The 25,205-nt window shown below is 67.0% G+C and carries 20 protein-coding genes and 1 tRNA gene; 8 read left to right on the forward strand and 13 right to left on the reverse strand.

Annotation, left to right across the window (positions count from 1 at the left end; genetic code table 11):
* The coding region (locus H0W40_RS12720) for an MBL fold metallo-hydrolase (RefSeq protein ID WP_367153809.1) at nucleotides 1–478 on the forward strand (478 nt) is incomplete at its 5' end.
* 78 nt (nucleotides 479–556) lie between these two features.
* Here H0W40_RS12720 and H0W40_RS12725 read toward each other — a convergent pair.
* Nucleotides 557–1,105, reverse strand: coding sequence for a DUF3280 domain-containing protein (locus tag H0W40_RS12725; protein ID WP_292446679.1), 549 nt, complete (start codon nucleotides 1,103–1,105; stop codon nucleotides 557–559).
* A 17-nt stretch (nucleotides 1,106–1,122) separates the two neighbouring features.
* Here H0W40_RS12725 and H0W40_RS12730 point away from each other — a divergent pair, with 17 nt between their 5' ends.
* Nucleotides 1,123–2,082 carry an MBL fold metallo-hydrolase gene (locus tag H0W40_RS12730; RefSeq protein ID WP_292446681.1) on the forward strand — a complete coding sequence of 320 codons (960 nt, stop codon included), beginning with the start codon at nucleotides 1,123–1,125 and terminating at the stop codon, nucleotides 2,080–2,082.
* A 73-nt stretch (nucleotides 2,083–2,155) separates the two neighbouring features.
* On the opposite strand, the gene H0W40_RS12735 is transcribed toward H0W40_RS12730, so the two are convergent.
* Nucleotides 2,156–3,355: an MFS transporter gene (locus H0W40_RS12735; RefSeq protein ID WP_292446683.1), complete on the reverse strand. Its 1,200-nt coding sequence runs from the start codon at nucleotides 3,353–3,355 to the stop codon at nucleotides 2,156–2,158.
* 230 nt (nucleotides 3,356–3,585) lie between these two features.
* Here H0W40_RS12735 and H0W40_RS12740 point away from each other — a divergent pair, with 230 nt between their 5' ends.
* Both H0W40_RS12740 and fusA read left to right on the forward strand, forming a co-directional pair.
* The gene (locus tag H0W40_RS12740; RefSeq protein ID WP_292446684.1) at nucleotides 3,586–5,139 is read left to right on the forward strand and encodes an AMP nucleosidase; all 1,554 of its coding nucleotides are present in this window, start codon (nucleotides 3,586–3,588) and stop codon (nucleotides 5,137–5,139) included.
* 126 nt (nucleotides 5,140–5,265) lie between these two features.
* The gene (gene fusA / locus H0W40_RS12745) at nucleotides 5,266–7,332 is read left to right on the forward strand and encodes an elongation factor G (RefSeq protein WP_292446686.1); all 2,067 of its coding nucleotides are present in this window, start codon (nucleotides 5,266–5,268) and stop codon (nucleotides 7,330–7,332) included.
* A gap of 64 nt (nucleotides 7,333–7,396) precedes the next feature.
* Here fusA and H0W40_RS12750 read toward each other — a convergent pair whose 3' ends face one another.
* From H0W40_RS12750 to H0W40_RS12780, 7 genes are all read right to left on the reverse strand, one after another.
* The gene (locus H0W40_RS12750) at nucleotides 7,397–11,311 is read right to left on the reverse strand and encodes a PilC/PilY family type IV pilus protein (RefSeq protein ID WP_292446688.1); all 3,915 of its coding nucleotides are present in this window, start codon (nucleotides 11,309–11,311) and stop codon (nucleotides 7,397–7,399) included.
* Between the two features lie 14 nt (nucleotides 11,312–11,325).
* Nucleotides 11,326–11,997 carry a hypothetical protein gene (locus H0W40_RS12755; RefSeq protein ID WP_292446690.1) on the reverse strand — a complete coding sequence of 224 codons (672 nt, stop codon included), beginning with the start codon at nucleotides 11,995–11,997 and terminating at the stop codon, nucleotides 11,326–11,328.
* On the reverse strand, nucleotides 11,994–13,184 hold the full coding sequence (locus tag H0W40_RS12760) for a PilW family protein (RefSeq protein ID WP_292446692.1): 1,191 nt from the start codon (nucleotides 13,182–13,184) through the stop codon (nucleotides 11,994–11,996). Before H0W40_RS12760 ends, H0W40_RS12755 begins: the two co-directional genes overlap by 4 nt.
* On the reverse strand, nucleotides 13,181–13,561 hold the full coding sequence (locus tag H0W40_RS12765) for a fimbrial assembly protein (RefSeq protein WP_292446694.1): 381 nt from the start codon (nucleotides 13,559–13,561) through the stop codon (nucleotides 13,181–13,183). The genes H0W40_RS12760 and H0W40_RS12765 overlap by 4 nt, the downstream gene beginning before the upstream one ends.
* A 32-nt stretch (nucleotides 13,562–13,593) precedes the next feature.
* Nucleotides 13,594–14,202 carry a GspH/FimT family pseudopilin gene (locus H0W40_RS12770; protein ID WP_292446696.1) on the reverse strand — a complete coding sequence of 203 codons (609 nt, stop codon included), beginning with the start codon at nucleotides 14,200–14,202 and terminating at the stop codon, nucleotides 13,594–13,596.
* Nucleotides 14,196–14,660, reverse strand: a complete 465-nt coding sequence (locus tag H0W40_RS12775; protein WP_292446698.1) for a type IV pilin protein — start codon at nucleotides 14,658–14,660, stop codon at nucleotides 14,196–14,198. The genes H0W40_RS12770 and H0W40_RS12775 overlap by 7 nt, the downstream gene beginning before the upstream one ends.
* Before the next feature lie 154 nt (nucleotides 14,661–14,814).
* Nucleotides 14,815–18,216 (reverse strand): PAS domain-containing protein, encoded by a 3,402-nt coding sequence (locus H0W40_RS12780; RefSeq protein WP_292446700.1) that lies wholly within the window; start codon nucleotides 18,214–18,216, stop codon nucleotides 14,815–14,817.
* 162 nt (nucleotides 18,217–18,378) lie between these two features.
* Here H0W40_RS12780 and H0W40_RS12785 point away from each other — a divergent pair, with 162 nt between their 5' ends.
* From H0W40_RS12785 to H0W40_RS12800, 4 genes are all read left to right on the forward strand, one after another.
* Nucleotides 18,379–19,287 carry an HDOD domain-containing protein gene (locus tag H0W40_RS12785; protein WP_292446702.1) on the forward strand — a complete coding sequence of 303 codons (909 nt, stop codon included), beginning with the start codon at nucleotides 18,379–18,381 and terminating at the stop codon, nucleotides 19,285–19,287.
* A 150-nt stretch (nucleotides 19,288–19,437) separates the two neighbouring features.
* Complete coding sequence (locus tag H0W40_RS12790; RefSeq protein ID WP_292446704.1) at nucleotides 19,438–19,734, forward strand: hypothetical protein; 297 nt, start codon at nucleotides 19,438–19,440, stop codon at nucleotides 19,732–19,734.
* 38 nt (nucleotides 19,735–19,772) lie between these two features.
* Nucleotides 19,773–20,777, forward strand: a complete 1,005-nt coding sequence (locus tag H0W40_RS12795; protein ID WP_292446705.1) for an XdhC family protein — start codon at nucleotides 19,773–19,775, stop codon at nucleotides 20,775–20,777.
* Between the two features lie 88 nt (nucleotides 20,778–20,865).
* Nucleotides 20,866–21,072 (forward strand): hypothetical protein, encoded by a 207-nt coding sequence (locus tag H0W40_RS12800; protein ID WP_292446706.1) that lies wholly within the window; start codon nucleotides 20,866–20,868, stop codon nucleotides 21,070–21,072.
* Nucleotides 21,073–21,314: 242 nt separating this feature from the next.
* Here H0W40_RS12800 and H0W40_RS12805 read toward each other — a convergent pair.
* From H0W40_RS12805 to rpoA, 4 genes are all read right to left on the reverse strand, one after another.
* Nucleotides 21,315–21,391: transfer RNA gene (locus tag H0W40_RS12805), tRNA-Met, on the reverse strand.
* A gap of 44 nt (nucleotides 21,392–21,435) precedes the next feature.
* On the reverse strand, nucleotides 21,436–23,319 hold the full coding sequence (gene dsbD / locus H0W40_RS12810; RefSeq protein WP_292446708.1) for a protein-disulfide reductase DsbD: 1,884 nt from the start codon (nucleotides 23,317–23,319) through the stop codon (nucleotides 21,436–21,438).
* 272 nt (nucleotides 23,320–23,591) lie between these two features.
* Nucleotides 23,592–23,987: a 50S ribosomal protein L17 gene (gene rplQ / locus H0W40_RS12815; RefSeq protein WP_292446710.1), complete on the reverse strand. Its 396-nt coding sequence runs from the start codon at nucleotides 23,985–23,987 to the stop codon at nucleotides 23,592–23,594.
* A gap of 93 nt (nucleotides 23,988–24,080) precedes the next feature.
* Nucleotides 24,081–25,085 carry a DNA-directed RNA polymerase subunit alpha gene (gene rpoA / locus H0W40_RS12820; protein ID WP_292446713.1) on the reverse strand — a complete coding sequence of 335 codons (1,005 nt, stop codon included), beginning with the start codon at nucleotides 25,083–25,085 and terminating at the stop codon, nucleotides 24,081–24,083.
* Nucleotides 25,086–25,205: the final 120 nt, after the last annotated feature.

The following is a 25,205-nucleotide window of genomic DNA, read 5'->3' on the forward strand; positions in this document are numbered from 1 at the left end:
CCAAGCGCGCATCGTGCCGCCCACGCTGCTCGTCGAGTCGACGCTCGAGCTCGATCTGGGCAACCGGCGTCTCACACTGCGTGCCTGGCCCACCGCCCACACCGATGCGGACCTGAGCGTGTTCGATGAACGCACGGCCACGCTTTGGCTCGGCGACCTGCTGTTCACCGACCACACGCCCGTGCTCGACGGCCAACTCAAGGGCTGGCTGGCGGCACTGGAGGAACTGCGAGGGTGGCGCGTCGCCACGGTGGTCCCGGGGCATGGCGCGCCAGGCAGCGACTGGCCGGCCGCACTCGATCCCCAGCAACGCTATCTGCAGCGCCTGCAGGCCGACACGCGGGCGGCGATCAAGAGCGGTCTGACGCTTCGCGAGGCGGTCGAACGCATCGGACCGAACCGGTCGCAATGGGCGCTGTTGGACGTGTTCCACAAGCGCAACGTGACCGCCGCCTACGCCGAGCTGGAATGGGAGTGAAAGCGCCGGATCGCACCTCGGCTTCGCGCACGGCCCTTCGTTCGGCAAAGCCCCGCCTGCACGCCGGGCGCCACGGACTCACAGGCCGTACTGCGGATCCTTCGCCCGACGTTGCACCATGTCGCGCACCAGATAGCTCACGGCCCGATTCCACGACTCGTCGACGTTGCTGCGCATGTCGACCGACTTGGTGAGCACCACCTTCTTCGCCCCGATGTCGTGAATCTCGACGTTGAGATTGAGGATCAGTTCGCTCACCTTCTGCACCCAGGTCGTCATCACCAGGTCGGCGCCGAGAAGCTTGCCGACCTGTTGGACGCAATCGGTGCATTGGTAGAGAAAGGCCTGCTGGCTGCGCAGCTTGGCCTGCAGGTCTTGCGACGGCCCGGCATCGACCACGCGGTACAGGCCGCGACTGCTCAACTCTTCCTGAAGCTGCGCGGTGGCCCGCACCAGGCGGGCCTGGGTGGCTTCCTTCGTCGCGGGATTGTGGTTGTCGTCGACCAGTTCGAAGTTGAGCACCGCGATACTCGGCAGGTTCGTCGGCGGGACCGCCTGGGCCCGCACCGCGAAGCTGCTCACGAGCAAGGCTGCACCGAGGCAGCCGACCAAAAATCTGCGTTTCATTTTCGTCCCGTCCTGTCATGAACATCGAGCGATCGGTCTTGTCCGGCCTTGCGAAGCGCCTTGTCCTCGGATGGGTTGCGGCGCTGCAAATGGTCGCGTTGCACGCTGCGCCTCACGACGATCCGATTGTCGTTGCGCCCGGCGTCTATGCGTGGATCGGGGGCACCGAAGAGGCCGCGCCGGAGAACGCCGGCGTCATCGGCAACAGCGGCTTCATCGTTGGCCACAGTGGTACGACCGTCGTCAACACCGGCAGTTCCTATGCCCACGGCAAGCGCCTGATCGCCGCGGCCGAGCGCATCGGCGGCAAGCCGGTGCTGCTGGCCATCATGACCCAGCCGCTGCAGGAGTTTGTGATGGGCAGTGCCGCATTCGCCGAGCGCGGCATTCCGGTGCTGGCGCACGAGGCTTCGGCACGGCTCGTCAAGGCCCGCTGCGACACCTGTTTGAAGAATCTCCGGGGCATTTTGGGCGAGGAGGTCATGCAAGGCACACACGTGCTGGTCCCGACGCAGACGATTTCCGCGACCCAGACGCGCGAGGTCGGCGGTCGCAAGCTCCTGCTCTGGCATGGCGGCTGGGGCGTGACACCGGGCGACCTGGCCGTGATCGACGTGACCACCGGCGTGGTCTTCAGCGGCGCGCTGGTTTCGGTGCGACGCATCCCCGAACTGCGCGACGCCAACCCCGCCGGCTGGCGCGAGGCGCTCGCGGCTTTTAAAGCGCTGCCGATCACGAAGCTCGTGCCGGGTTACGGCCCGGTGGCGGATCTGAATGCCATCGCCGCGCAGCGCGGCTACTTCGATGCGCTCGAGCACCATGCCGCCGATCTGCTCAACGACGGCGCCAGCCTGCTCGAAGCCTCGGAGCGCGCCGACCTGCCGGCCTATGCCGACTGGGACTTCTATGCCAAGGCGCACCCCCGCAACCTGCAGCAGACCTACCTGCGACTCGAAGCCGCCGGCTTCGGCCGCTGAGGCCTGGGAAGGTGTCGCTGGGCACCGGGGGCCGGGCGAAGCAAGGCACCTGCGGTAGCGACTTCCAGCGTCTTTACGCCTTCCGAGGCACGCCCTGCTCGCGCAGCAAGGGCCACAGCGCCCACAAGCCGAGTGCCGGCCCCAAGCCGAGAGCAGGCAACAGCCAGGCCAGCGCATGGCGCTGCGCCAAGGCGACGAAGAGAAAAATGCTGACGATCGAGATCGCAAAGCCGATGCTGTTGACGAGCGTGAGCACGCTGCCGACCGCCGCGCGCGGCGCGTTGCCGGCCGTCAGCGCCGAGAACTGCGGCGAGTCGCCCGCCACGCTGATGCCCCAGACCAGCAGCCACGTCGCGAAGACCGCATCGCCGGCCTGCAGGGCGAGGGGCGCGCACAGGCAGCACAGCCCGCTGGTCGCAAGCTGCGCGCCGGCCACGCGGGCGCTGCCCAGGCGCAGCGCCAGCTGGCCGCCCAACACGCAACCGAGCGCGCCGACGCCGATCACCGCGAACGCCGCCCAGGAAACCGCTGCGCCGGCCAGACGAGTCGCCAGGATCGCGGGCACCAGCACCCACAGCGTGTACAGCTCCCACATGTGGCCGAAGTAGCCGAGCACCGAAGCACGCAGCCGTGGCTCGGTGGCAATCGCGCCGAGCGCGCGCCACTGCAGCGTGCTGGCCCGCGGGAGGTGGGCGCCGTCGGGCACGCTGGCCCACAAACCCACCCCGCCGGCCAGCGCCAGGGCCGACACCGCCAGCATCACGGGCTGCCAGGCAGCGCTTTCTGAACCGACTGCGCCGATCGCCCGCAACGCATGCGGCAAGGCCGTGCCGAGCACCAAGGCGCCGATCAGCCAGCCGAGCGCACGGCCGAGCCCCTGCGGGTACCAGGTTGCGGCGATCTTCATGCCCACCGGGTAGATGCCGGCCAGGAAGAAGCCGGTCAACGCACGCAGCGTCCACAGCGTGGCGAAGTCGAGCGAGGGCGTCGGCCAAAGCGCCACCGCGGCGTTGCACAGCGCCCCGGCCGCGGCGCACAGCAGAAAAACGAGGCGCGGCGAATGGCGGTCGGCCACCGCCAGCAAGGCGAACACCAGCGTGCCGGCGATGAAGCCGAGCTGCACCGCCGACGTGAGCGTGCCGACCGCCGCGGCGTCCAGTCCCAACGCACGCTGAAGATCGGGCATGACCGCGTTGACGGCGAACCACAGCGACGTTCCGCAGAACTGCGCCGCCACGATGACCGGCAACACGTGGCGAGGAGCGGTAGGCATGGCGCGACGTTACCTGTTGCGCAGCGTGGGCAATCAACTGCGAGCGGCGAGCAAGCTCGTGCGTTGCGCCTTCCACCGCCAGCGGCGGCTCGCAAAGCTGGCCCGAGCCGACGGGCCGCGGCACTTCCCGAACGGGTCGAGGAGTTGTGCAGTCTGCCGACGCCCAAGCAGTCCGCGCTGCTGCTGTCGCCGCCTCGGCAGCCACACGTTCCAGGCCGCAAAATGCCGCCATGCTTACGCCGCCCTCCTCCCTCGCGGCCACCGTCGCCGCCCCGCCCCGGCACCATCGCGACGCCGCCGCCGCACTGGCCGATGTGCGCTCGCGCTACGACGCTGGCATCAGCCTGCTGAGCGAGCAACTCCAGCGCTTCATCACCGGCGAAGACCTGCCGCAGCGGGTGCGCGCCTTCTACCCCTACGTGGCGCTGCGCACGGACACCGTGGCGCGCGCCGAAACGCCGCTGGCCTACGGCTTCGTCGCCGGCCCCGGCCGCTACGAAACCTCGCTGACGCGGCCCGACCTGTTCGGCGACTACTTGCTCATCCAGTTCGAGCTGCTGCTGCGCAACCACAACGTGGCGCTGGAAGTCGGCTGCAGCGCACAGCCGATCCCCGTGCACTTTTCGTTCGCCGAGCACCACCACATCGAAGGCTCGCTCAACCCCGCCCGGCGCCTGCTACTGCGCGACCTGTTCGACCTGCCCGACCTGGGCGCCATGGACGACGGCATCGCCAACGGCACCTACGAGCCGCTGCCCGGCGATGGCGGCCGGGTGACGCAGCCGCTGGCGCTGTTCACCGGGCAACGCATCGACTACTCGCTGCACCGGCTGCGCCACTACACCGGCACCACGCCCGAGCACTTTCAGAATTTCGTGCTGTTCACCAACTACCAGTTCTACATCGACGAGTTCATCAAGCTCGGCCACGAGCTCATGAAGGCCGACCGCGGCGCCGCGCCGCTGTTCGAAGGCGGCACGAGCGGCGAAGAGGACAGCTACGTCGCCTTCGTCGAGCCCGGCAACGTCGTCACGCGGCGCACCGGCTGCACCCTGGAGCCGGGCGACTTTCTCGGCGCCGCGCCGCCGCGGCTGCCGCAGATGCCGGCCTATCACCTGGTGCGGCACGACCGCGCCGGCATCACCATGGTCAACATCGGCGTGGGCCCGAGCAACGCCAAGACCATCACCGACCACATCGCCGTGCTGCGCCCGCACGCCTGGATCATGCTCGGCCATTGCGCCGGCCTGCGCACGACGCAGCAGCTCGGCGACTACGTGCTCGCCCACGGCTACGTGCGCGAAGACCACGTGCTCGACGAAGACCTGCCGCTGTGGGTGCCGATCCCGCCGCTGGCCGAGGTGCAACTTGCGCTCGAGGAAGCCGTGGCCGACGTGACGCAGCTCGAGCGCAGCGAACTCAAGCGCGTGATGCGCACCGGCACCGTCGCCTCCACCGACAACCGCAACTGGGAGCTGCTGCCGCAGCGCACGCCGGAGCGCCGCTTCAGCCAGAGCCGCGCCATTGCGCTCGACATGGAAAGTGCGACTATCGCCGCCAACGGCTTTCGTTTCCGCGTGCCCTACGGCACTCTGCTGTGCGTGAGCGACAAACCCCTGCACGGCGAGATCAAGCTGCCCGGCATGGCCAACCACTTCTACCGCGAGCGGGTCAACCAGCACCTGCGCATCGGGCTGCGGGCGGTGGAGCTGCTGCGCCGAAACGGCATCGACCAGTTGCACAGCCGCAAGTTGCGGAGCTTTTCGGAGGTGGCCTTCCAGTAGCCCGGCGGGCTCGCGTTCGGGGCACCCGATCGCCCTGCCGCTTGTGTCGCGGCAGTTGATCTCTTAGGCTAGCGCCGAGTCCTGCCCCGAACCCAGCACCGGCGCATCGCGCCGAAGGAGAGCGCGATGCCCCTCGCCCCCCGCGCGGTAGATGTGACCGCGATCCGCACGCTGGCTTTGCTGGGCGCCAGCGCAGCCGGCAAGACCACCCTCGTAGAAGCCCTGCTACACCGTGCCGGCGTGATCGGCGCGCCCGGCAGCGTGGAGCGCGGCAGCACGGTGAGCGACCACGATCCCCTCGAGCGCCAGTTCCAGCACTCGCTCAACACGACGCTGGTGCACCTGATGCACCGCGACACCCGCGTCCACCTCATCGACACCCCGGGTTATCCCGATTTCATCGGCCCGGCGCTGACGGCGCTGGAGGCGGTCGAGACGGCGGCAGTGGTCATCGATGCGGCCACCGGCGTCGAGCCCACCGCGCGGCGGATGATGGACGCCGCTGCGCGCCGAGGTCTGTGCCGCGTCGTCATCGTGAACAAGATCGACGCGCAAGGCGTGGATCTGGCGGCGCTGGTCGGGCAGCTGCGCGAGGCCTTCGGCAACGAATGCCTGCCGCTGAACCTGCCAGCCGGCGGCGGCAGCGAGGTGGTCGACTGCTTCTTCAGCGCCGCCGCCGAAGACGGCCACGAGGCAGATTTCTCTTCGGTGGAGGCGGCGCACCGGGCGCTGGTCGAGCAGGTGGTCGAAGTCGATGCCGGCTTCGTCGAGCGCTACCTCGAAGCAGGCGACATCGATCCCCGCGAACTGCACGCGCCGCTCGAGCAGGCGCTACGCGAAGGGCACCTGATACCCATCTGCTTCGTCTCGGCGCGCAACGGCGCGGGGCTGGCCGAACTGCTCGACGTGTTCGTCGACCTGATGCCGAACCCCGGCGAAGGCAACCCACCGAAGTTCCTTCACGGCGAAGGCGTCGAGGCGCAGCCGATCCTGGCGCAGCCCGACCCGGCGCTGCACGTGCTGGCGCACGTGTTCAAGCTCACCGTCGATCCTTACGTCGGCAAGCTCGGCATCTTTCGTATCCACCAAGGCACGGTCACGCGAGACAGCTTGCTGTACGTAGGCGATGCAAGAAAGCCCTTCAAGGTGGGCCACCTGTTCCTGCTGCAGGGCAAGACCCTGGTCGAAGTACCCAGCGCCGGGCCGGGCGAGCTGTGCGCGGTGGCCAAGGTCGAGGAGATCCACTTCGACGCCGTGCTGCACGACGCCACCGAAGACGCCCACATCCACCTCCTGCCGCTCGACTTTCCGGTGCCGGTGCACGGCCTGGCGATCGAGCCGCAGCGCCACGGCGACGAGCAGCGGCTGTGGGAGATCTTGCAGAAGCTGGTTTCCGAAGACCCCTGCCTGCGCATCGAGCAGGTCGCCTCCACACGCGAGACGGTGGTGTGGGGCCTGGGCGAACTGCACCTGCGCGCGCTGCTGATGCGCATGCGCGAGCAGCACCGCTTCGAGGTCAGCACGCACCCGCCGAAGATCGCCTACCGCGAGACCGTGACCGTGGCGGCAGCCGCCCAGCACCGCCACAAGAAGCAGAGCGGCGGCGCCGGGCAATTCGGCGAGGTGCACCTGCGAGTGGAGCCGCTGCCCCGCGGCGGCGGCTTCGAGTTCGTCGATGCCATCAAGGGCGGCGTGATCCCTTCGCAGTTCATGCCGGCCGTCGAGAAAGGCGTGCGCCAGGCCATGGCCGAAGGCGTGATCGCCGGCTACCCGGTGCTCGACGTGCGCGTGACGGTGCACGACGGCAAGCACCACAGCGTGGACAGCAAGGAAGTCGCGTTCGTGACCGCCGCCAAGAAAGCCTTCGTCGCGGCCATGCAGGAAGCGCAGCCGATCGTGCTGGAGCCGGTGGTCGCCGTCGATATCGCCGCGCCCGAGGCCCACATGGGTGACTTGACCGGCGACCTGGCCTCGCGCCGCGGGCAGGTCAGCGGCAGCAGTGCGCCGCAGGCGGGGCTGCTCTCGGTGCGCGGGCTGGTGCCGCTGGCGGAGTTGGCGAACTACCAGTCACGGCTGAATGCGCTGACCGGGGGACAGGGGCGATACACCCTGGCGTTCAGCCACTACGAGGCGGTGCCGCCGGGGGTGCAGCAGCAGTTGGTGGGGCAGCACCGGGTTCGCGAAGACGAATAGCGATCGACGCTCAGTTCACCTGCACGGCACCCGCGCCGCTCGCTCGCTCGGCGAGCGTGCGAGATCACTGCGCCGTCGAGAGTTCACGCCAGTTCAGCCGTCGCAGCGGCAGGTTGCCGAGCGCCTTAGTCTCGATCCTTCCCACCGCGCCGGTATTTCCACCGCCGAGCAGCACGGATTTACCGTCCAAGCTGACGAATTTCTGGTCCGTCACCACGCCGGCGATTGCCGTCGAATATGCGATCGGCGTCACGACCGTGAGCCCGCCCACGGTCGTCGTTGTCGTCACCGCGGATTCGCCCGTGTCGTAATCAGCCGCATAGACGCGGCTGTTGCCGGACGGGGCACAGGCGTTGCCGCTGGGCAACGTCGATACGAAGGAAACCACTCCGAAGAAGCTGGAGGGGTCAGTCAGCATGCGCCAGCCGATGCCGCCGACGCCACTGCCGAGATCGACATACCAGCCCATGGGCTTCGTGGCGTCCGCCGTGAAGCCTGTCAACAAGGTCGTGCTGTTGTTCACCATGGCGCTGCGGGTGGCGGGAAACGTCACACCGGCGGGAGCGGAGAGGTTGAATGCCGACGCTGTGCCGTCCTTGATGGCATAGAAGGTCTGGGGTTGAGCGTCTGCAATATCGGTGTCGGCGAGCAGGCGGCCCGTTCCGATCAGAATGTAGCGCTTGTTAGTGCGGGGATGAATCTCCACGAGCGGTCGCGTCGTCACTGGCTGCACGACATTGCCGGCCGTCGTCAGCGAGGCGAGCCTCGCCGGGTTGCCGAGCGGCGCACCGGCGCTGCCCGTCGCCGCCTGATAGTCGCCAGTCGCCTGCCGGACATCGAGTCGCCACACGTTGCCGAGCAGATCGCCCGCATAGATGGAGTCCGCAGTGTTGTCGGTGACGTTGCGCACGTGCGACTGAGCATGAGCCATGCCGGCCGGTGCTGCCACTGTGCCGACGCCGGTCGAAACGGTTTCCAGCCAGGCGCCCGTCTTCGGGTTGACGAAGAAAAAGTAGCCTTGGCCGTCGCTGTTGTTGTAACCCGAGGCGAACACCACGACCCAGCCCCATTTGGCGGTTTTGGTGACAACCGGTTGACCGTAGCTGAATCCCATTCGCGCCTTGTCTTCGGCCGACACCGTGGCATTGGGATATTCCCACATGACCTTCGCAGCCACCGTCGCCTCCGATGAGAGCGATGCCGGGTCGGTCACGTCCAATGCGTAGTAGCTCATGCCGCCCTTGCCAAGACCGCCGATCAGCACGGAGCGCCAGTCCGGTGTTCCGGGCGTCGGCCCGCCCGTGCGGCCAAGATCGATATCGAACACTTCGGCGGTGGCATCGACATAGAAGTGGTGTTCGAATGTGCTCTTGCCCAACGCGGCAAGGCCGTCGGTTTCTGGCGTGCTCGGCGAACTCGGTCCGGCGAACAGCGCGCTCGGCACATAGGCAAACACTTCTCTGCCGGCATCCGCGCCCGTAAGGCTGCCGTTGAAGGCGTGCAGCATGCCGTCGTTCGCACCGACGTAGACCATTCGTGGGCGGCCGGCGTAAGCGGTCTTGAAATTGCTGTAGCCCGGGTTCGTCGCGTCCGAGTACGGAAAGCTAGGGGGACCCACCGCCATCGACTTGGAGCCTGAAATGTCACCGAGCAGTCCGGTTCTAGGCCGGTAGCGCTTGCCCGCAGGAGCCTCGTTGCTGCGTTCGCCACGCAAGTAGTTCAGATATTCCGCTGCATCGGTGCCGGCGCCATAAGTCGTTTCAAGCAAGGCGAGTTGGGCGGGAGATACCGTCGCCGCGCCGCTCGCCCGAAACGGCTTACCCACGCTGCCGTCCCAAGTGATCACTCGTCGATCGAGATTCCACCCGGTTCCGTCGAGTTGCTCGGACAGCTTTGCACTAGCCTTCCACCGCGATGTGAGCGAGGGCTCCTGCGTGGTCGTCGAGAACGTCAATTCACTGGCTTCGAGTTCGCCTGTCCAGTTTTCGGCATCGAAAGAGGCGCTGAAGCTCGCGTTGCCGCTGGCGGTCAATTGCGGCAATGCGGTCGAGAATGAAGTCGTGAACGCTTTCAGGTCGCTTGCGATGCTGGCGAACGCACTGTTCAAGCCGGCGATCATTTCGTCTGCGCGGGAAGCGTAGAAGTAGTTGTCCGGCCGCTTGTTGCTGCCGCCCGCACCTGTCAGCGTTTCGCCGTTGGTGTGCCACAGCTCCTCGGCCGGGCCCGTGGTCGCAGCATCCGGGTCATAGCCTTCGGGCACCTTGAAGCCGCCGTACTTGGTCGCGAGAAAGAATTGGTTGTTGGCTTTGTAGGTCTGGAACTCGAGCACGTCGAGCCAATAGGTGGTGATGGTCTGTTTGCCCTTGGTCTGTTCCACATCAGGATCGTCCGGGCGGATGTCCTTGGTGTGCGAGTCGTAAGCCACACCCGCCATCAGCGCAGAGTTGTCGCTGCAACAGCCGCCGTAGTTGGTTGCACTGCCGAGAGTTCCGCCCAGCCCCTGGAGCGTGCCGACCTTGTTGGTCGCCGCTACCGCGTCGACCGTCGGATCGCTGGTGACTTTCGTAGGTTTGGACGGTTCGTTGCCGGAGGACGTGGAGCCCGGCACGTTCTTGTCCGCGTGGCTGTTCACGTCACCGATGCCGAGGATGTAGTTCTTCTGGCAGGAGTACTTGATCGGGTCGTCCCAATGGGTGATGACCGGGAAGCCGTCGATCCATCTCGTCTTCGTTTCGCTCGTCTGGCCCGTCATATTCGTCCACTCGGGGACGTTGCCCAGATCCCAAGTCGGTGCGACGAGACTCCCGTGCTTGAAGTAGCGGACCGCCGCGTAATACAGCTCGCCCACCGGGTCGTGCGTCTTGTAGCCGTTGGCGGTGTGCGTCTGTCCGAACTGGTTCAGGTAGCCGATCACGCCGCTCTTCGCAACCGCAATGCTGGGAGCAAACTCACTATTCGTCGCCGTCGCATCGGCGGCGTCGGGGTTGGCAATCAGAACGCCGTCGGTCTCGCTCCACTCCTTGAGCGCATTGGCGGCGTCCGACAGCCCGGGACGCGGCTCCGTCGGGCCGACGAACTTCTGCCGCGCTCGCAGGACGCCTCCGTCGCGCTGGATATTGCTGTCGTTGAGATAGCCGAACGCGCTGTAGCGGATGCGATCGGAGTAGTTCTGGATCAAGCCTTCGGGCTTCCAGTTCGAGCCGTAGGCCTTGCAGTTGGGCTCGACACTGGCCGCCACGTTGCCTGAAACCACCGAGGGGTCGCAGACCTTCACGCGCACGTTCACTTCATAGACGCTTTCCTCGTCGTTTCGGCCAGTCCGGTATTCCCTCAGGTCACCGCCGGGAGAATTGACATCGCCATCGTCCGTGAAGCGCATCTTGTTGCCGAGGCCCTGGATGCGCATCCTGAACCTGTCCCAATCCAGGGGAGTGGCGCCCGCGACCAATGCACTGCCCGAAGTGGTGCGATTGGGGAAGTTTCCCGTACCGCCCTGCCCGGAAGCCCAAGCCTTCTCGATCACGGTTAGCGTCGGTGTGTCCTTGACTCGATAGCCTCCCGTCAGCGCCCAACGAAACGGGTCGATCGTCTGCATCGTCGCCCAGTTCAGGAAGCTGCCGCTCCATTCGCCTGAGCAGGTAAAGGTGGCGCTGGCAAGGCCGACGGGATAGAAGTAGCGGTCTGCTTCGGCGACACCTTCGGCGTTGTTGTATCTGTAGCACTTCTTCGGGTCGAAGTACCCGAGAAACGGCTTGGTTGTCGTGTACGGACCGAAGTTTGCGACGCTGATGGCGGTCGGAAACTCCACCGACAAGGCCAGCGCCAGATTGCCTGGCACGGCCTTGTTGCTGAACAGCGGCTGGTCGGCGAGGTTCGTCGAGGCCAGCGCGGAAGCGCCGAGCAGCGTCGCCAACACGGGCACCGCCGTTGCTCTCAACAAAGCGATCGGACGAGCCAGCAACAGGAAGGGGTTTGCCATGGTGACGCTCCGGCTCAACGAGTCAAGGTGGTTTGCAGGAACGCTTGGGTGTCGCGGGGACCGGTCACTCGCAGGCTGATTCGATAAACCGCTTGTGGCGTGACGGCACCCGCTGTGGGCGAAGTCGGCGACCCTGCAACAGGAGCCGCAGCCGCAGCATCCTCGCTGCGCCTGAGCTGCGAGCCGCTGCCGCCCTTCGGTGCCGTGTTGCCTGCGGTGACATACGAGTCGCCCAGCGTGCTTTCCTCGCCTGTGGCGACGGACAGTCGATCGATCACGTAGCGGATGGTCACAGCCTGTGCGGCGACGTCGATGTCATTTCCTGCGGTGGCATATGGCAGAGCTTCGAAAGCCGTATCGCTCAGCAGCAATGCGTCAGGAATGCCTTGATCTGTACTGGGTAAAACTGTGGCGCTGTAGTTGCTGGTCTCGACATTGTTGGCCCGCGCCGCCGCTGTACCGAGAGCGCCGGTGGTCAAAGCGTCGAGCACCACCGGCACCGCACGCTCGGCTTGGTTCATCAAGTCCCGCTTGAACGCCAGGTTGCCTGCCAGAAACATCGATGTGTCCATCGACCGGACCAGCGCGGCGCTGGCTCCCAACAGCACGACCAGGATGATCAGGCTGAGGATCAACACGGCGCCCCGTTGATGGACGCGCGTCGTGCAAAGGCGGTTGGTGGTCATAGCGCGGGCAGCAGCAACGTATTGCGCAAAGGAATCGTGGACTCGATCACGCGGTAGCGGAAGTTGCGCTCGCCAGTTGCGATCGTCACGGTGGTGGCAACGTCGGGCAGGTCGGCGAACAGCGGCAGCGAGGCTGGCGCGACATCGGTGCGCTCGACCAGCGAGCTGCGCAGCACCACGGCGAAGCGGACCGCCAGGATGTTGCGCAGGTTGGCGGCTCCAGCCGGTGACAGCAGCGCGTCTGCCCCCCATGTCGTTCCGGTCGGTGCCACCCAGGCGTCGAGCACACGGTCGTTGTCCGTATCCACGCCATAGACCGCGCGCAGCTGCATGACGCCTTCGGCAATCGGCAAGGCGGCGTCGGAGCCGTCGATGCGCAGCAGGTCGTAGCTGAAGAGCGTCTGGTTGTCACCGACGCCGTAGAGACGGAACTGCGGCGGGTTCGCAGCGGCGACGTTGCCGATGCTCGCGGCAACAGCCGTATCGGTGATGTCCGCCAAGTTCACGGTGCTGCCGGACGCCGTGTAGTAGGCGCCGTCAAGCAGCAGCCGTGGGTCCGCGCCGTGAACGAGCGAGGATGCATCCTTGGGAACCGCCGTGCCAGCCTGAGTGGCTTCGACCTGCGAAAGAAGGCAATCCGGCTGATTCGCGAGCAACACGAGGTCGCCGCCGCCGAAGCCGATCGTGTTGCGGAGAAGCACCCCCGGACCGTCGGCGACGAGGGTGGGGCCTTCGGCCTGCGCCGCCACCTCGCCGAACCCGGAGCTGCCCGCCATCACCATCAGCACGTCCGATCCGGCGGCCGACTGACCCTCGGCAATGACGACAGGCGCCAGCCTCAGATCGGCGGTGACTGCGGCAAACGGCGCCGGCAGCGCCGCGGTTCGCGGCAGGATCTGCGTGCTGCTGCGGCTCGCATTGATGAGGCAGCCGATAGTCTCGTCCCACCGGCTGGTCAAGCCGGAGCCCGCGCTGCGGATCGCACGGTCGAGCAGGTAGGTCGCATAGCTGCCGCTCTGGCCGATGTCGTTGAGCGAAGACGTGGTCCGCCTGCGGCTTTCGCTGACGCTCAACACGCTGAAGATCACCAACGTGACCACGAGCGCGATCGCGACGCCGACCATCAGCTCGATCAAGGAGAAGCCGCGCGTGCCCCGGCGCAGCGAAGGAGTGGTGCGCGGCTTCATGGCAGCACGGCGGCCGGCGGCACGACGATCTGTGTGACAAGACGGTTCGTGGCACCTGCGGCTGCAAAAGTGGGTTGCCAGGTGACAGTGATCGTTGCAACGCCATCCGCATCCACGGCCACCGTGCCGACCCCCCCGGGCAGACCGGTGGCGACCGCATCACCCACCCGCGTGTTCCAGGCGGTCGTCACGGCCGTCGGCAGCGTGGCCGTGCCGCTGGTCCACATCGCCGAGGCGATCTCGTTGGCCAGCAACGATGCGCGACTGCGGTCCTCGGCATTGCCCGAGTACTGGATAGCCCGCGCGTGCAGGGCCACCGTGCCGAGGATGCCGAACGAGAAAATCAGGATCGACACCAGCACTTCGATGAGCATCATGCCGGCCTGCGGCGGGCGGTAGGAAGAGCGCTTCATGTTGGGGGACAGCCATCCGGATTGGTTGCAAGGGCCTTGGCGGGATCGCACATGCGCACCCGACCGCCGATCGAGACGAGCACACGCAGCGGACGGTCGGCGCCGGTCATTTCGATGTCGTAGGTGACGGTGGGGGCCGCGGCGTCCACAGTGCACACTGCCCCGGTGGGCCCTGGTGAGGCATTGACTGCCAGACTGCCCAGGGAGTTGAAGCAGATCGACTCTGCGCCGGTGGACCCGGTGATTTCGACTCCGCTCGCAACGTCTGCAAGCGCACCGCCCCGCACGAACTGGGCGGTATCTCCGCCAAGCAGAGGCACAGTCACGATGGCCCAATTGCTGCCGTTGTCATTGACCGCCGATGTGTCGCTGGGCGCGTCGTCGGTCAGCATGAACACCACTTGGCGGCTTTGCCGTACCGCCTCGGCCTGCGCCAGCCTCAACCCGTTCTGCAGCGCCTCCGCCGTGGTTCGCACACGGCCGTTCATCAGCCAGCTCTGCATGCCGGGCACGGCCACCATGAGCAGGATTGCGATGACGGTGGTAACCACCATCAGCTCCAACACGGTGAAGCCGCGGTGCCGGCAGGCGCCGCGGCTCAGCATGTCTGGCCTCGCCTGAGCACCCAGCACGAGGTGCTATTACCCCAGCCGGTCGGGGCCGTGGTGGCGCGAACGTCCTGCTGCGTGACCGTGAAGACGAAACCGGCGACCGGACCACTGCCCGTGGCGCGCAGCGTGTAGGCAGTCGGCGTGGGGGTCACCGAGCAATCGACAACGAAGTTGTTAAAGGTGCGCTGCGCGACGGGCTGTGCGCAAGGCGTCGTGAAGGTCGGCGTGCCCGTCACCGTCGCGAACGTCCGGTTGTCCTGGAAGTGACGCTCCATCTCGGCGCGCATGCTGGCCAAGCCGTTGCTGCCATCGACGAGTTGCCCTCGAATGATGTAGTCGCGGTAGCTCGGCAACGCGATGGTCACGAGAATGCCGACGATGGCCACGGCGATCATCACTTCGATCAACGTGAAGCCCCGATTCGAGCCGTGCGTTCTGTGAACAGGTTTCATGAAATGTGCGCCCTCAAGGTGCTGCGAAGTATCAAGAGTCGGGTCGCAAACGCTCGACCAGTCGTCCTCGCTTCGCCGCCGCTTGTCGGCCACGAGCGGTGGAACCGGCGCCTCTCGTGAACTAGTGCGCAGCCTCTATCGGCTGCGCGGGCGACTACGGCGTGCTGCCGCTGCCCTCGCTCAACCACCGCTCCAGCACCGCCCCGAGCGCCTCCCGCTCGATCGGCTTGGTCACGTGGTCGTTCATCCCGGCAGCGAGCGAGAGCTCGCGGTCGCCGCTCATAGCGTGTGCCGTCATCGCAATGATCGGCAACTGCGCGGCGGGCAAGGGCATGGCGCGGATGCGCCGTGTCGCTTCCAGGCCGTCCATGCCCGGCATCTGGATGTCCATGAGCACCACGTCGACCGCCTGCGCCTGCAGCAACGCCAGCGCGGCCTCGCCCGAGTCCACGACCAGCGCCTGCGCCCCGAGCTGCTCGAGCATCGCCGCACCGACCAGCCGGTTGAGTTCGTTGTCCTCCACGAGCAGCACGCGCGCACCGGTCAGCCGCGAGGGCGCCTCGACCAGTGCTGCGGCGCTGGCGCCGCTCGGCGGCTCGGCGCGGCCTTGCCGCGTTGTCGGCTGCAGATGAGCCAGCGTGAACCACATGCGCGTGCCGCGGCCGGGCACCGAGGTCAGCCCGAGTTCGCCTCCCATCCGAGCGACCAGGTGGCGGCAAATGGTCAAGCCCAGGCCGGTGCCGCCGAAGCGCCGGCTGGTCGATACGTCGGCCTGCTCGAAAGCGTCGAAGATGCGCGCCTGCGCCTCGGCGCTCATGCCGATGCCGCTGTCCTCGACCTCGAAGCGAAGGGTCTGCGCCGCCGTGCCGCCGCCGTGCGAGCCGGCCGCGCCGGCGCGCAGCACCACCTCGCCGCGTTCGGTGAACTTGACGGCGTTCGAGCCCAGGTTGAGCAGAATCTGTTGCAGCCGCGTGCGGTCGCCCGACCACCACTGTCCCAGACTTTCGGCCACCTCAATTCGCAGCGGCAGCCGCTTGGCCTCGGCGGCGTGAGCCAGCAGGTCGCGCACGCTGGCCAGCACGTCGGCAATGCGGAATTCCGTGCGTTCGAGTTCGAGCTTGCCGGCCTCGATCTTGGATAGATCGAGCACATCGTCGAGCACGGCCAGAAGGCTGCGCGCGGCGGCGTGGCCCTTCGCCGCGTAGTCGCGCGCCGGCTGATCGCGCACCGTGTCGAGCAGCAGGCCGGTCAGGCCGATCACCGCATTCATGGGCGTGCGGATCTCGTGGCTCATGTTGGCGAGGAAAGCGCTCTTGCTGCGGCTCGCCGCCTCGGCCTCCTGCCGTGCCCGCTCGATCGCCTGCTGCGCGTGCCATTCCCGGGTGATGTCGAAGGCGGCGCCGGCGCGCTTGAGCAGGGTGCCGCGCTCGTCGTGCACAGCCTGCGCCATGACGCGCAAGCGCCGGCCCTGCGCTTGACCGGGCTGCGGCAGCAGATCGATTTCGATGCGCTCGGGCGCGCCGGGCGAGCCCTGCACGAGCGCCAGCAGCGCAGCGCGGTCTCCCTCGGCCACGCGCTGCTGCCAGACGGCCAGGTCGGCTCCGCGAGCACCTGCGCCGTCGCCGTGGTCGGGCTCGTCGTCGCCCCACAGACCGAGCAACCGCGCGTGGCGGCGATCCCAGCCGAGCGTGCCACTGGCCGGCTCGTACTGCCAGGTGCCCATGCCCGAGGCGGCAGCGGCCAGGTCGAGCCGCTCGGTGAGCTGGCGCACCTCTGCGGCGGCGGCGCGTCGAGCGGTCACGTCCAGCACGATGCCGAAAGCCAGTGAAAGGCGGGCCGCCGTGTCGAACTCGCAGCGCCCGACGCAGCGCATTACGCGCAAGCCGCGGCTGGGATGATTGATGCGGAACTCCCACGCGAACTCGGACTCGGCGCCGGCCCGCAGGCTGTGCTGCCAGCGTGTGCGCGTGCCGGCGCTGTCTTCGGGCACCACGCGCTCGAGCCAGGTTTCCGCCGGGGCGCTGCCGGTCACGCCGAAGAGGTCGATCCAGTGGTCGCTCCAGCGCAGCCGGCCGTCATCGCCATGCACCGCCCAGGCGGCGCCGCCCACCGCCTGCAGCGCCAGGGCCTGGCGTCGGCTCGATTCGGCCAGTTTTTCCTGCAGTTCGACGTCGCGGGTGATGTCCCAGCACACGCCGACCATGCGGCGAGGCGCGCCGCCGGCGTCGCGCGGCATCGACGCGGCCGAGCGCAGCCACCGCACGCTGCCGTTCGCCGCCTGCACCCGAAACCGCGCCTCGAGCGGCTCGGCGCTGTGCAGGCCTTGGTCGACCAGGTCGCGGATCACCGGCTGGTCTTCCGGGTGGATGCAGGCGCGCACGTCCTCGCGCACCACGTGGGCCGCGGCCGGCAGGCCGAACAGGCGGCGCGCCGCAGCGTCGGCACTGACGGTGCCGCTCAGGGCGTCGAGCTCCCAGATGCCGAGCTGCGCGGCGCCGGTGGCCAATAGCATGCGCTCGGAGAGCGCGCGCAGGCGCAGATCGGCTTCTTCCTGGGCGGTGACGTCGCGGTCCAGCCCGACCACCCGCACCACCCGGCCCGCGTCGTCTAGCTGCGCCTTGCCGATGCTGCGCAGCCAGCGCACCGCCTGATCGGGCCGCACGATGCGAAAGCTCATGTCGTAGGGCAGGTGCGCCTGCGTTGTGTCGTCGAGCCAGCGCCTCACCCGGGCCCGGTCGTCGCGGTGCACTGCGCGCAGCCACTCGTCAGTGCTCACACTGCGTGGCTGCTCGGGCAGGCCGTAGATACGGCTTTGCTGAGCATCGATGCTGAACGCACCGGCGGCGACGTCGTACTCCCAGACGCCGAAGTCGCCGCTCTGAATGGCCAGCTGCAGCTTTTCGTTGAGCGACTGCAGCTCCGCATCGTGAACGCGCCGCGCTCGCTCTTCCATGGCACGCCGGTGCGTGCGGCCGACATAGCGGCGCACGCTGGCCACGCACAGCACGGTGAGCAGGCCGAAGCCGGCCAACACCCCGGCCTGGTTAAAGGGATCGAGCACGATGACGGCGTTCGGCGCGGCCACGCTCTGCCACCACGCCAGCGCGAACGCAACGGCAGCGATCAACAGCGCGGCCAGCAGGCCGCTGCGCGCGCCGAACATGAACGCAAAGAAGCTCAGCGGGAGCAGCAGCACGGCTGCCTGCAGTGCCTGCAGCGTGCCGAGCACGAGCACCCACACGATGCCCAGCGCCAGCACGCAGGCCAGCGTCAATGGCGCAGTCAGCACGCCGACACGTCGCTTGACCGACTCGCGCAGGAGCAGCGGCAACACCACGAACAGCGCCGAGACGGCGATGACGGCGCTGGAAGCGCGAGGCAGTGCCAGCACCGTGATGGCCAGCATCACGAAAGCGCCAAGGCCGATGAGCCCGAGCGCGTCGACCGCGACCTCGCGCACGTCGCCGGGCGGCAGCGGCTCGTCGGGCTGCGTCAGCAGGTCGCGCAGGCTGTGAAGCAGACCGGCCGGCGGAGCGGGATCATGAGGCGCCGTCATCAGCAGCGAAGAGCCTTGTTCATGCCAACGGTGGTGTCGGGCCGCAGATTGTGCCGGGCTTGCAGACCGACGTTTCACGTCGATACCGCCGGTTTCGATCGAACATCCATGGGAACGAGGCTTGCCCCAGCCCGTCGATCCCGCAAGCCAAAAGCTCAAGCCATGAGCCCGCCCGCCGATAAGCAGCTACTGCTCCGGTTTGAAGAGGCCGACCCGCTTCCCCGTGCCATGCTGACTCACCGCCCGACCGACCTCGCCGCCTGGACAACGTGGTTTCGCGACGCGCCAATTCCGGTGCAGGCACGCACGGCAGACGAATTGGCCCTGCTGGCCAAAGCGGAAGAAGTCCGCGGAGATGTCGACGCGCACCAGTTGGCCGACCCGGTCGGCCGTGATCCCTTGATGGCGCTCAAACTCCTGGCGACCGTGTCTCAGGCGCATCGGGCCAGACATGCCGAAGGTGGCCGCAGCGGCCCCGAGACGGTGACGGCAGCGTTGGTCATCATGGGGGTGTCACCGTTCTTCCAGGCGTTCGACGCCAGCCCCACGGTAGAAGACGTGCTGGCCGGCCAACCGCAGGCACTCGCCGGCTTGCAGGGCGTGGTGCTGCGCGCGCATCGCGCCGCCAACTTCGCGGTGGGCTTCGCGGTGCACCGCATGGACGAAAGCGCCGCGGTACTGCAGCTTGCGGCACTGCTCCACGACTTCGCCGAAATGCTGCTGTACTGCCATGCGCCCGCGCTGGCGCTTGAAATCGAAGCCCGCCAGCGCGCGGATACAAGCCTTCGCTCGGCCGGAGTGCAACGCGAGGTGCTGGGTGTCGATCTCGCCGCCCTGCAGCAAGCGCTGATGCGTGCCTGGTCGCTGCCGGCGATTCTGGTGCGTATCGCCGACGACGCCCATGCCGAGCATCCGCAGGTGCGCAGCGTCGAGCTAGCCATCCGGCTCGCTCGCCACTCCCAGAACGGCTGGAACAACGCAGCGCTGCCCGATGACCTGGCCGATGTGGCGAAGCTCCTCAATCTTTCTCCAGCAGCGGCTGAAACACTGGTGCGAGAGATCGACGACTGAGCCGCCGGGCATGGCTTTAGGCAGCCCGGGAGGGGTGGTTGGTGCTGCTGACTGGGCGAAGGGGGCGCACGCTCACAGAACGTGCAGCTGCAACGCTGCGGGTTGCCCCGTTTGGACAAGGACTCTGCCAACCTGAGACAATACGCGCCTATGGCCTCACGCAAAGACACCACGACCCGCATTCAGCAAGACGGACTGCGCTACACCAGCAAAGCCCCGGGCTCGCCGTTTTCTCCGCGTCCCGGCGCTTTTTCGGGCGCGACGAACACCATGTCGTGCTTCTTCTGCGGCGCTCACCAGCCGCCGAACCGCCGCACGATGCAAAAGGTGCTCGGCCGCAGCCAACCGGTGTGCGAGCCGCTGTGCGAAAAGAACCCGCGCGCCAAGAAGCTTGCCGCGCTGGCTGCGGAAGCCGCCGCCGTCACGACCGACAGCGCCGCCGACTGACCGCGTCGGCGCGGAAGGCGCCACGCTGACCGATCGCCATGGACAGTCTCGACCTGCAGGTTCTCACGCAGGCTCGGGACTGGCTCGCTTCAGGGCACCGCGTCTGGCTCGTCACCGTCATCGAAACATGGGGCAGTGCACCGCGGGTGCCCGGAGCCTTGCTGGCCCTGCGCGACGACGGTCGCGTCTGCGGTTCGGTTTCTGGGGGCTGCGTAGAAGACGACTTGATCGAGCGCGTGCGTACGGGCGAGCGCGTCGATCGCTGCACCCTCGTTGCCTACGGTGTTACCAAGGAAGAGGCGGCCCGTTTCGGCTTGCCCTGCGGCGGCAACCTGCGTCTGCTGCAGGAGCCCTTGCAAACCGGCGCATGGATCGACGAAGTTCTGGCTCGCACGGCCCGTCATGAATTGGTGGCTCGCCGGCTCGATGTCGCCAGCGGCTCCGTCACCCTCGAAGCTGCCGCCCGCGGCGAGGCGTTCAGCTTCGACGGTCGGGAGTTGCGCGCGCTGTTCGGGCCGCGCTGGCGGCTGCTGATCGTGGGCTCCGGGCAGTTCTCCCGGCTGCTTGCGCAGATGGCCCTGGCACTGGATTTCGAGGTGATCTGCTGCGACCCCCGCGAGAATGAGGCCACGGTCTGGGACGTGCCCGGCACGCACTTCAGCCGGTCCATGCCTGATGACTTGGCGCTGGAACTGCAGCTCGACCCGCACAGCGCTGTGGTGGCACTCACCCACGATCCCAAGCTCGACGACATGGTGTTGCTCGAAGCGCTGAAATCACCGGCGTTCTACGTCGGCGCCCTGGGTTCGCGTGGGAACACTGCCAAGCGCAAGGAGCGGCTCGCCTTGTTTGATCTCACGCCCGATGAAATTGCACGCTTGCACGGGCCGATCGGTTTGCCCCTGCGGGGCAAGACGCCGGCCGAGATCGCCATTGCCATCCTGGCCGAGATCATCGCGGTGCGGCATGGCGTGGAACTGGTGCCTAAGAAGCCAGACAGCGCCTCGACAACGGCTGCTAGTGACGTAGCGATCGCACGCTGATTGAACGACGGGCATAGCTCCAGGCCGAGCTCGGCGCGCCAAGCGGCATGGCAGGATGCGCAACCTTCACTTCGGCAAGAGAACAACGATGACCTCCATGGCTCCCCTTCGCTGTACCGGCATCAAGCAAGTGGTGCTCTCCGATGACGGCACCGCGGTATTGCTCGAACTGGCAATGGCCAACGGCAAGACGTTTCCGCTCGAGTTGGAGGCTGAGGGCGTCGAGCTGCTCACACGCGCGCTGCTTGTTTCAGCGCAGGCACTCGGCGAGCAACAGCGGCCTACGGCGCCATAAGGCCGGGCGAGCTACCGCAACTGAATACGACGAACCGGATGCGAGAGCTGCTCGAGCCGCCAGCAACTCCGCTCGGGCGCGCGGCTTCACTTGATTTCCCGTGTGGACGCAACACAGTTCGCAAATGAAAACGTCCACTGCAAAGTGGGCGCTTTCTTGCCGGTGGGCCGGCGAAACCCTCGGCCGAAATTGAAAAACCCGCCGAGCGTCTGCTTGTCGCAGCGGTCGGCGGGTCTCGAAATTGGTTGCGGGGACAGGATTTGAACCTGCGACCTTTGGGTTATGAGCCCAACGAGCTACCAGACTGCTCCACCCCGCGACTGAAGCGAAAAGTATAGCACCCAGACGCTGTGTTCGACGCCTTCAAAGGCCTGCGGCTTGAAGGCTCTGCGCGAATCGGCTGGCGTTCTGATAACCGATGACACGCGTTGCGAGTTCTTGGCCATCGGCGTCGAAGAAAACGATGCCGGGCGGGCCGAACAAGCCGAAGCGCCTGAGCAGCGCCCGGTCAGCGTCGCTGTTGAGCGTGACGTCTGCCTGCAGCAGCAATGCTTTGTCGAGCCGGGCGCGCACGTCCGCGTCCGTGAACGTGAAACGCTCCATTTCCTTGCAGCTGATGCACCAGTCCGCATAGAAATCGAGCATCACCGGCCGGCTTGTACTGCGCAGAACAGCGTCGAGTTCCTCGACGGACGCGACCCGCGTGAAAAGCACGCCCCCCGCCGAGTGCGTCACCGTCGCTCCGGAGGGGTCGAGGGAGGCCGATGGAAGCGCCGCAATCGGCCCCCGTGCAAACGGCTGCAAAGGCTGGAGCGGGTCATGCGCCCCTGCGCTCGCACCGACGATCTGTACGGCGCCGGCAATGGCAAGCGCCAGACCGCCGGCCTTGCCCAGCCGCGACGTAGCACCGGCTGCTTGCGGCAGGCGGTCGAACGCGCCGAGCAGGGCTGCGGCACCGAGCAGCAGTACGCCCCAGCCTGCAACCACCAGTGCGGCCGGCAGGACCGGGGCCACGGTCCACCAGGCGACGCCCAGCAGCAACAGCCCGAAGCAGCGCTTGACCGTGCCCATCCACGGCCCGGCTCCGGGCAACAGTGCTCCCGCTGAGGCACCCAGCAGCAGCAAGGGCACGCTCATGCCTGCTGCAAGCGAGAACAAGGCCGTTGCGCCCAGCACCACATCGCGGGTCTGGCTGATGTAGACCAAGGCGCCGGCCAGCGGTGCCGCGACACAGGGACTGACGATCAGCGCGGAGAGCCCGCCCATCAGGAACACGCCAGCAAGCTGGCCACCTTGCAGGCGGCTCGAAGTGGTGGTGAGCCGCTCGCGCACGGAAGCCGGCAACTGCAGCTGGAAAACGTCGAACATCGACAGCGCCAGCACGCTCAGCAGCACCGCAAAGCTCCCAAGCACCCACGGATTCTGAAGCGCGGCCGCCAGCCCCTCGCCGGCCAAGCCCGCAGCCACGCCGAGCAAGGTGTAAACCAGCGCCATGCCCAGCGAATAGGTCAGTGCAAGGAGAAAGCCGCGCGCGCGCGCGCCCTCCCGGCTGCCCTGCCCGACGATGATGGAAGAAAGGATCGGCAGCATCGGCAGCACACACGGCGTCAATGACAGCAGCAACCCAGCGACGAAGAACACGCCAACGACGATCCAGAAGCTGCCGCCACGCAGGGCTGAGTCGATGCCGGGTTCGCCGCTGCCAAAAGTCGTCCGGGGGGTTGCCGCCGAGCCGCCGCTGCGGTCCGCATTCGGCACGCCGGAAACGCCGCCGGCGCGCTCCGACAACACCTGGACGCTGCCGTTGCCGCCAAAGCCGGCGAGCTGCACCCGCGCGACGCTTTGCATCGGTGGATAACACAGGCCTTGATCGGCACATCCCTGGCTGGTCACGCGCAGCGTGAAGGCGGCCGGCGCGGCATTCACCGGCAGGCGAATGGTGAGACGGCCGCGATGGCTCTCGACGTCCTTTCCGAAGGTTTCGTCGTACTTGATCTTGCCCGGCGGGATCTGCGCCTCGCCCAGCATGACCGTGTCGTCATCGGCCTCGAAAGCGAACTGCTCGCGGTAGAGGTAATAGCCGTCGGCGACGGTGAAGCCGATCTCCACGGTGCGCGCATCGATCGCGCGAGCATCGAAGCGGAAGGCCTCCTCGGGCGGCAGGAAGTCTTCGGCCGCGGCGGCAAGGCCGGGAGCGCACAGTAGCAGCGCAAATACCAGACGCGGCAGCAGAGAAGTCAGGGACATCAGAGGATCCGTTCAACCGCTAAGGCAGCGGCACCTATTGGGCAAGCCCGACGAGTCTGACCGCCGTGACGGGCAAGTGTTCCGCGAAGACCTGCCGGCGGCAAGCAGGCTTGGCACCAGTGTGAGCTGGTCCTGCGCAACAAACCGGGACGCCATGCAAAAGGCCGGCTGATGCCGGCCTTTGTCTCTCCTCGCGCTGAGCGGGCTTGGAGCTGCCCATGCTAGCCAGGCAGCTGACTCGCAAGCTGAGCAAGCCGACCGCCTCGCCGGCTTTACTCGGCGCTGTCGTCGGCCGCTGCAGCAGCAGGCTCGGGCCGGTCAACCAGCTCGACGAAAGCCATGGGTGCGTTGTCGCCGACGCGAAACCCCATCTTGAGGATGCGCGTGTAGCCGCCCGGGCGCGCTTGGTAGCGGGGACCCAACTCGCCGAAGAGCTTGGTGACGACGGCGCGATCACGGGTGCGGTCGAAGGCCAGGCGGCGGTTCGCCAGCGTGGCGTCCTTGGCCAGGGTGATCAGCGGCTCGACGACGCGCCGCAGTTCCTTGGCCTTTGGTACCGTGGTTTTTATGGCCTCGTGGGTGATGAGCGAGTTGGCCATGTTGCGCAGCATCGCGAGGCGGTGCTCGGAAGTGCGGTTGAGTTTGCGGAGTCCGTGACGGTGACGCATGGTGCTTTCCTTTCTTGACTTGCTGATTGCCGCCAGCCGGATCAGGTACTGGCGGGTGCACCGGGAGCTGCGGCAATCGCAGCCCTTCCTTCTTTAACGCTTATCCAGCCCCTGGGGCGGCCAGTTCTCCAGCCGCGCGCCCAGCGTGAGGCCACGCGAGGCCAGCACTTCCTTGATCTCGTTGAGCGACTTGCGGCCGAGGTTCGGTGTCTTGAGCAGCTCGGTCTCGGTGCGCTGGATCAGGTCGCCGATGTAATAGATGTTCTCGGCTTTCAGGCAGTTGGCCGAGCGCACGGTCAGCTCGAGCTCGTCGACCGGACGCAGCAGGATCGGATCGAACTGCGAGCTGCGCGGCGTGCCCGGAGCGTCGAGGATGCCGCTGATTTCAGAGCCTTCGAGCTGCGCGAACACCGCAAGCTGCTCGACCAGGATCTTGGCCGAGGCGCGGATCGCTTCCTCGGGCGTGATGGCGCCGTTGGTCTCGATCTCCATGACCAGCTTGTCGAGGTCGGTGCGCTGCTCGACGCGAGCGCTTTCCACCGTGTAGCTGACGCGGCGCACGGGCGAGAACGAAGCGTCGAGCACGATACGGCCGATCGCCTTGGTTGGCTCGTCGCCGAAGCGGCGCATTGTGCCGGGCACGTAGCCGCGGCCCTTCTCGACCTTGATCTGCATGTCGAGCTTGCCGCCCTGCGACAGGTGCGCGATCACGTGCTCCGGGTTGATGATCTCCACGTCATGCGGCGTCTGGATGTCGCCGGCCACGACCGGGCCTTCGCCTTCCTTGCGCAACACGAGCGTGACCTCGTCGCGGTTGTGCAGGCGAAATACCACGCCCTTGAGGTTGAGCATGGCGTGGACCACGTCTTCCTGGACGCCATCGATGGCGGAGTACTCGTGCAGCACGCCGGCAATCGTCACTTCGGTAGGCGCATAGCCGACCATCGACGACAACAACACGCGGCGCAGCGCGTTGCCCAGTGTGTGACCGTAGCCTCGCTCGAAAGGCTCGAGCGTGACCTTGGCGCGGTGAGCGCCCTTCGCTGCACTCAGCGGCTCGACATTGATGGCTTTGGGCTTGAGTAGATTGGTTTGCATCAGGTCTTCCTGTCAATACCCTCGGCTCGTTACACCGATAAGGCTGATGGAGCACCGGACGCAATCTGCCTTAACGGCGAACTGCGCCCGGACCGGTAAAACAAAGGCACGGTGCCGGCA

Origin of the sequence: Methylibium sp., assembly GCF_013817345.1 — a bacterium.
Lineage (GTDB): Bacteria > Pseudomonadota > Gammaproteobacteria > Burkholderiales > Burkholderiaceae_C > Methylibium.

What these genes read in the sequence shown, in the direction of transcription:
- H0W40_RS12755 (WP_292446690.1), bottom strand. Translation starts at nt 11,997, where the DNA reads ATGACCACCAACCGCCTTTGCACGACGCGCGTCCATCAACGGGGCGCC.
- H0W40_RS12750 (WP_292446688.1), bottom strand. Translation starts at nt 11,311, where the DNA reads ATGGCAAACCCCTTCCTGTTGCTGGCTCGTCCGATCGCTTTGTTGAGA.
- H0W40_RS12790 (WP_292446704.1), top strand. Translation starts at nt 19,438, where the DNA reads ATGGCCTCACGCAAAGACACCACGACCCGCATTCAGCAAGACGGACTG.
- rplQ (WP_292446710.1), bottom strand. Translation starts at nt 23,987, where the DNA reads ATGCGTCACCGTCACGGACTCCGCAAACTCAACCGCACTTCCGAGCAC.
- H0W40_RS12795 (WP_292446705.1), top strand. Translation starts at nt 19,773, where the DNA reads ATGGACAGTCTCGACCTGCAGGTTCTCACGCAGGCTCGGGACTGGCTC.
- H0W40_RS12730 (WP_292446681.1), top strand. Translation starts at nt 1,123, where the DNA reads ATGAACATCGAGCGATCGGTCTTGTCCGGCCTTGCGAAGCGCCTTGTC.
- H0W40_RS12725 (WP_292446679.1), bottom strand. Translation starts at nt 1,105, where the DNA reads ATGAAACGCAGATTTTTGGTCGGCTGCCTCGGTGCAGCCTTGCTCGTG.
- H0W40_RS12770 (WP_292446696.1), bottom strand. Translation starts at nt 14,202, where the DNA reads ATGCTGAGCCGCGGCGCCTGCCGGCACCGCGGCTTCACCGTGTTGGAG.
- H0W40_RS12760 (WP_292446692.1), bottom strand. Translation starts at nt 13,184, where the DNA reads ATGAAGCCGCGCACCACTCCTTCGCTGCGCCGGGGCACGCGCGGCTTC.
- fusA (WP_292446686.1), top strand. Translation starts at nt 5,266, where the DNA reads ATGCCCCTCGCCCCCCGCGCGGTAGATGTGACCGCGATCCGCACGCTG.
- dsbD (WP_292446708.1), bottom strand. Translation starts at nt 23,319, where the DNA reads ATGTCCCTGACTTCTCTGCTGCCGCGTCTGGTATTTGCGCTGCTACTG.
- H0W40_RS12735 (WP_292446683.1), bottom strand. Translation starts at nt 3,355, where the DNA reads ATGCCTACCGCTCCTCGCCACGTGTTGCCGGTCATCGTGGCGGCGCAG.
- H0W40_RS12800 (WP_292446706.1), top strand. Translation starts at nt 20,866, where the DNA reads ATGACCTCCATGGCTCCCCTTCGCTGTACCGGCATCAAGCAAGTGGTG.
- H0W40_RS12765 (WP_292446694.1), bottom strand. Translation starts at nt 13,561, where the DNA reads ATGATGCTCATCGAAGTGCTGGTGTCGATCCTGATTTTCTCGTTCGGC.
- H0W40_RS12775 (WP_292446698.1), bottom strand. Translation starts at nt 14,660, where the DNA reads ATGAAACCTGTTCACAGAACGCACGGCTCGAATCGGGGCTTCACGTTG.
- H0W40_RS12740 (WP_292446684.1), top strand. Translation starts at nt 3,586, where the DNA reads ATGCTTACGCCGCCCTCCTCCCTCGCGGCCACCGTCGCCGCCCCGCCC.
- H0W40_RS12785 (WP_292446702.1), top strand. Translation starts at nt 18,379, where the DNA reads ATGAGCCCGCCCGCCGATAAGCAGCTACTGCTCCGGTTTGAAGAGGCC.
- H0W40_RS12780 (WP_292446700.1), bottom strand. Translation starts at nt 18,216, where the DNA reads ATGACGGCGCCTCATGATCCCGCTCCGCCGGCCGGTCTGCTTCACAGC.
- rpoA (WP_292446713.1), bottom strand. Translation starts at nt 25,085, where the DNA reads ATGCAAACCAATCTACTCAAGCCCAAAGCCATCAATGTCGAGCCGCTG.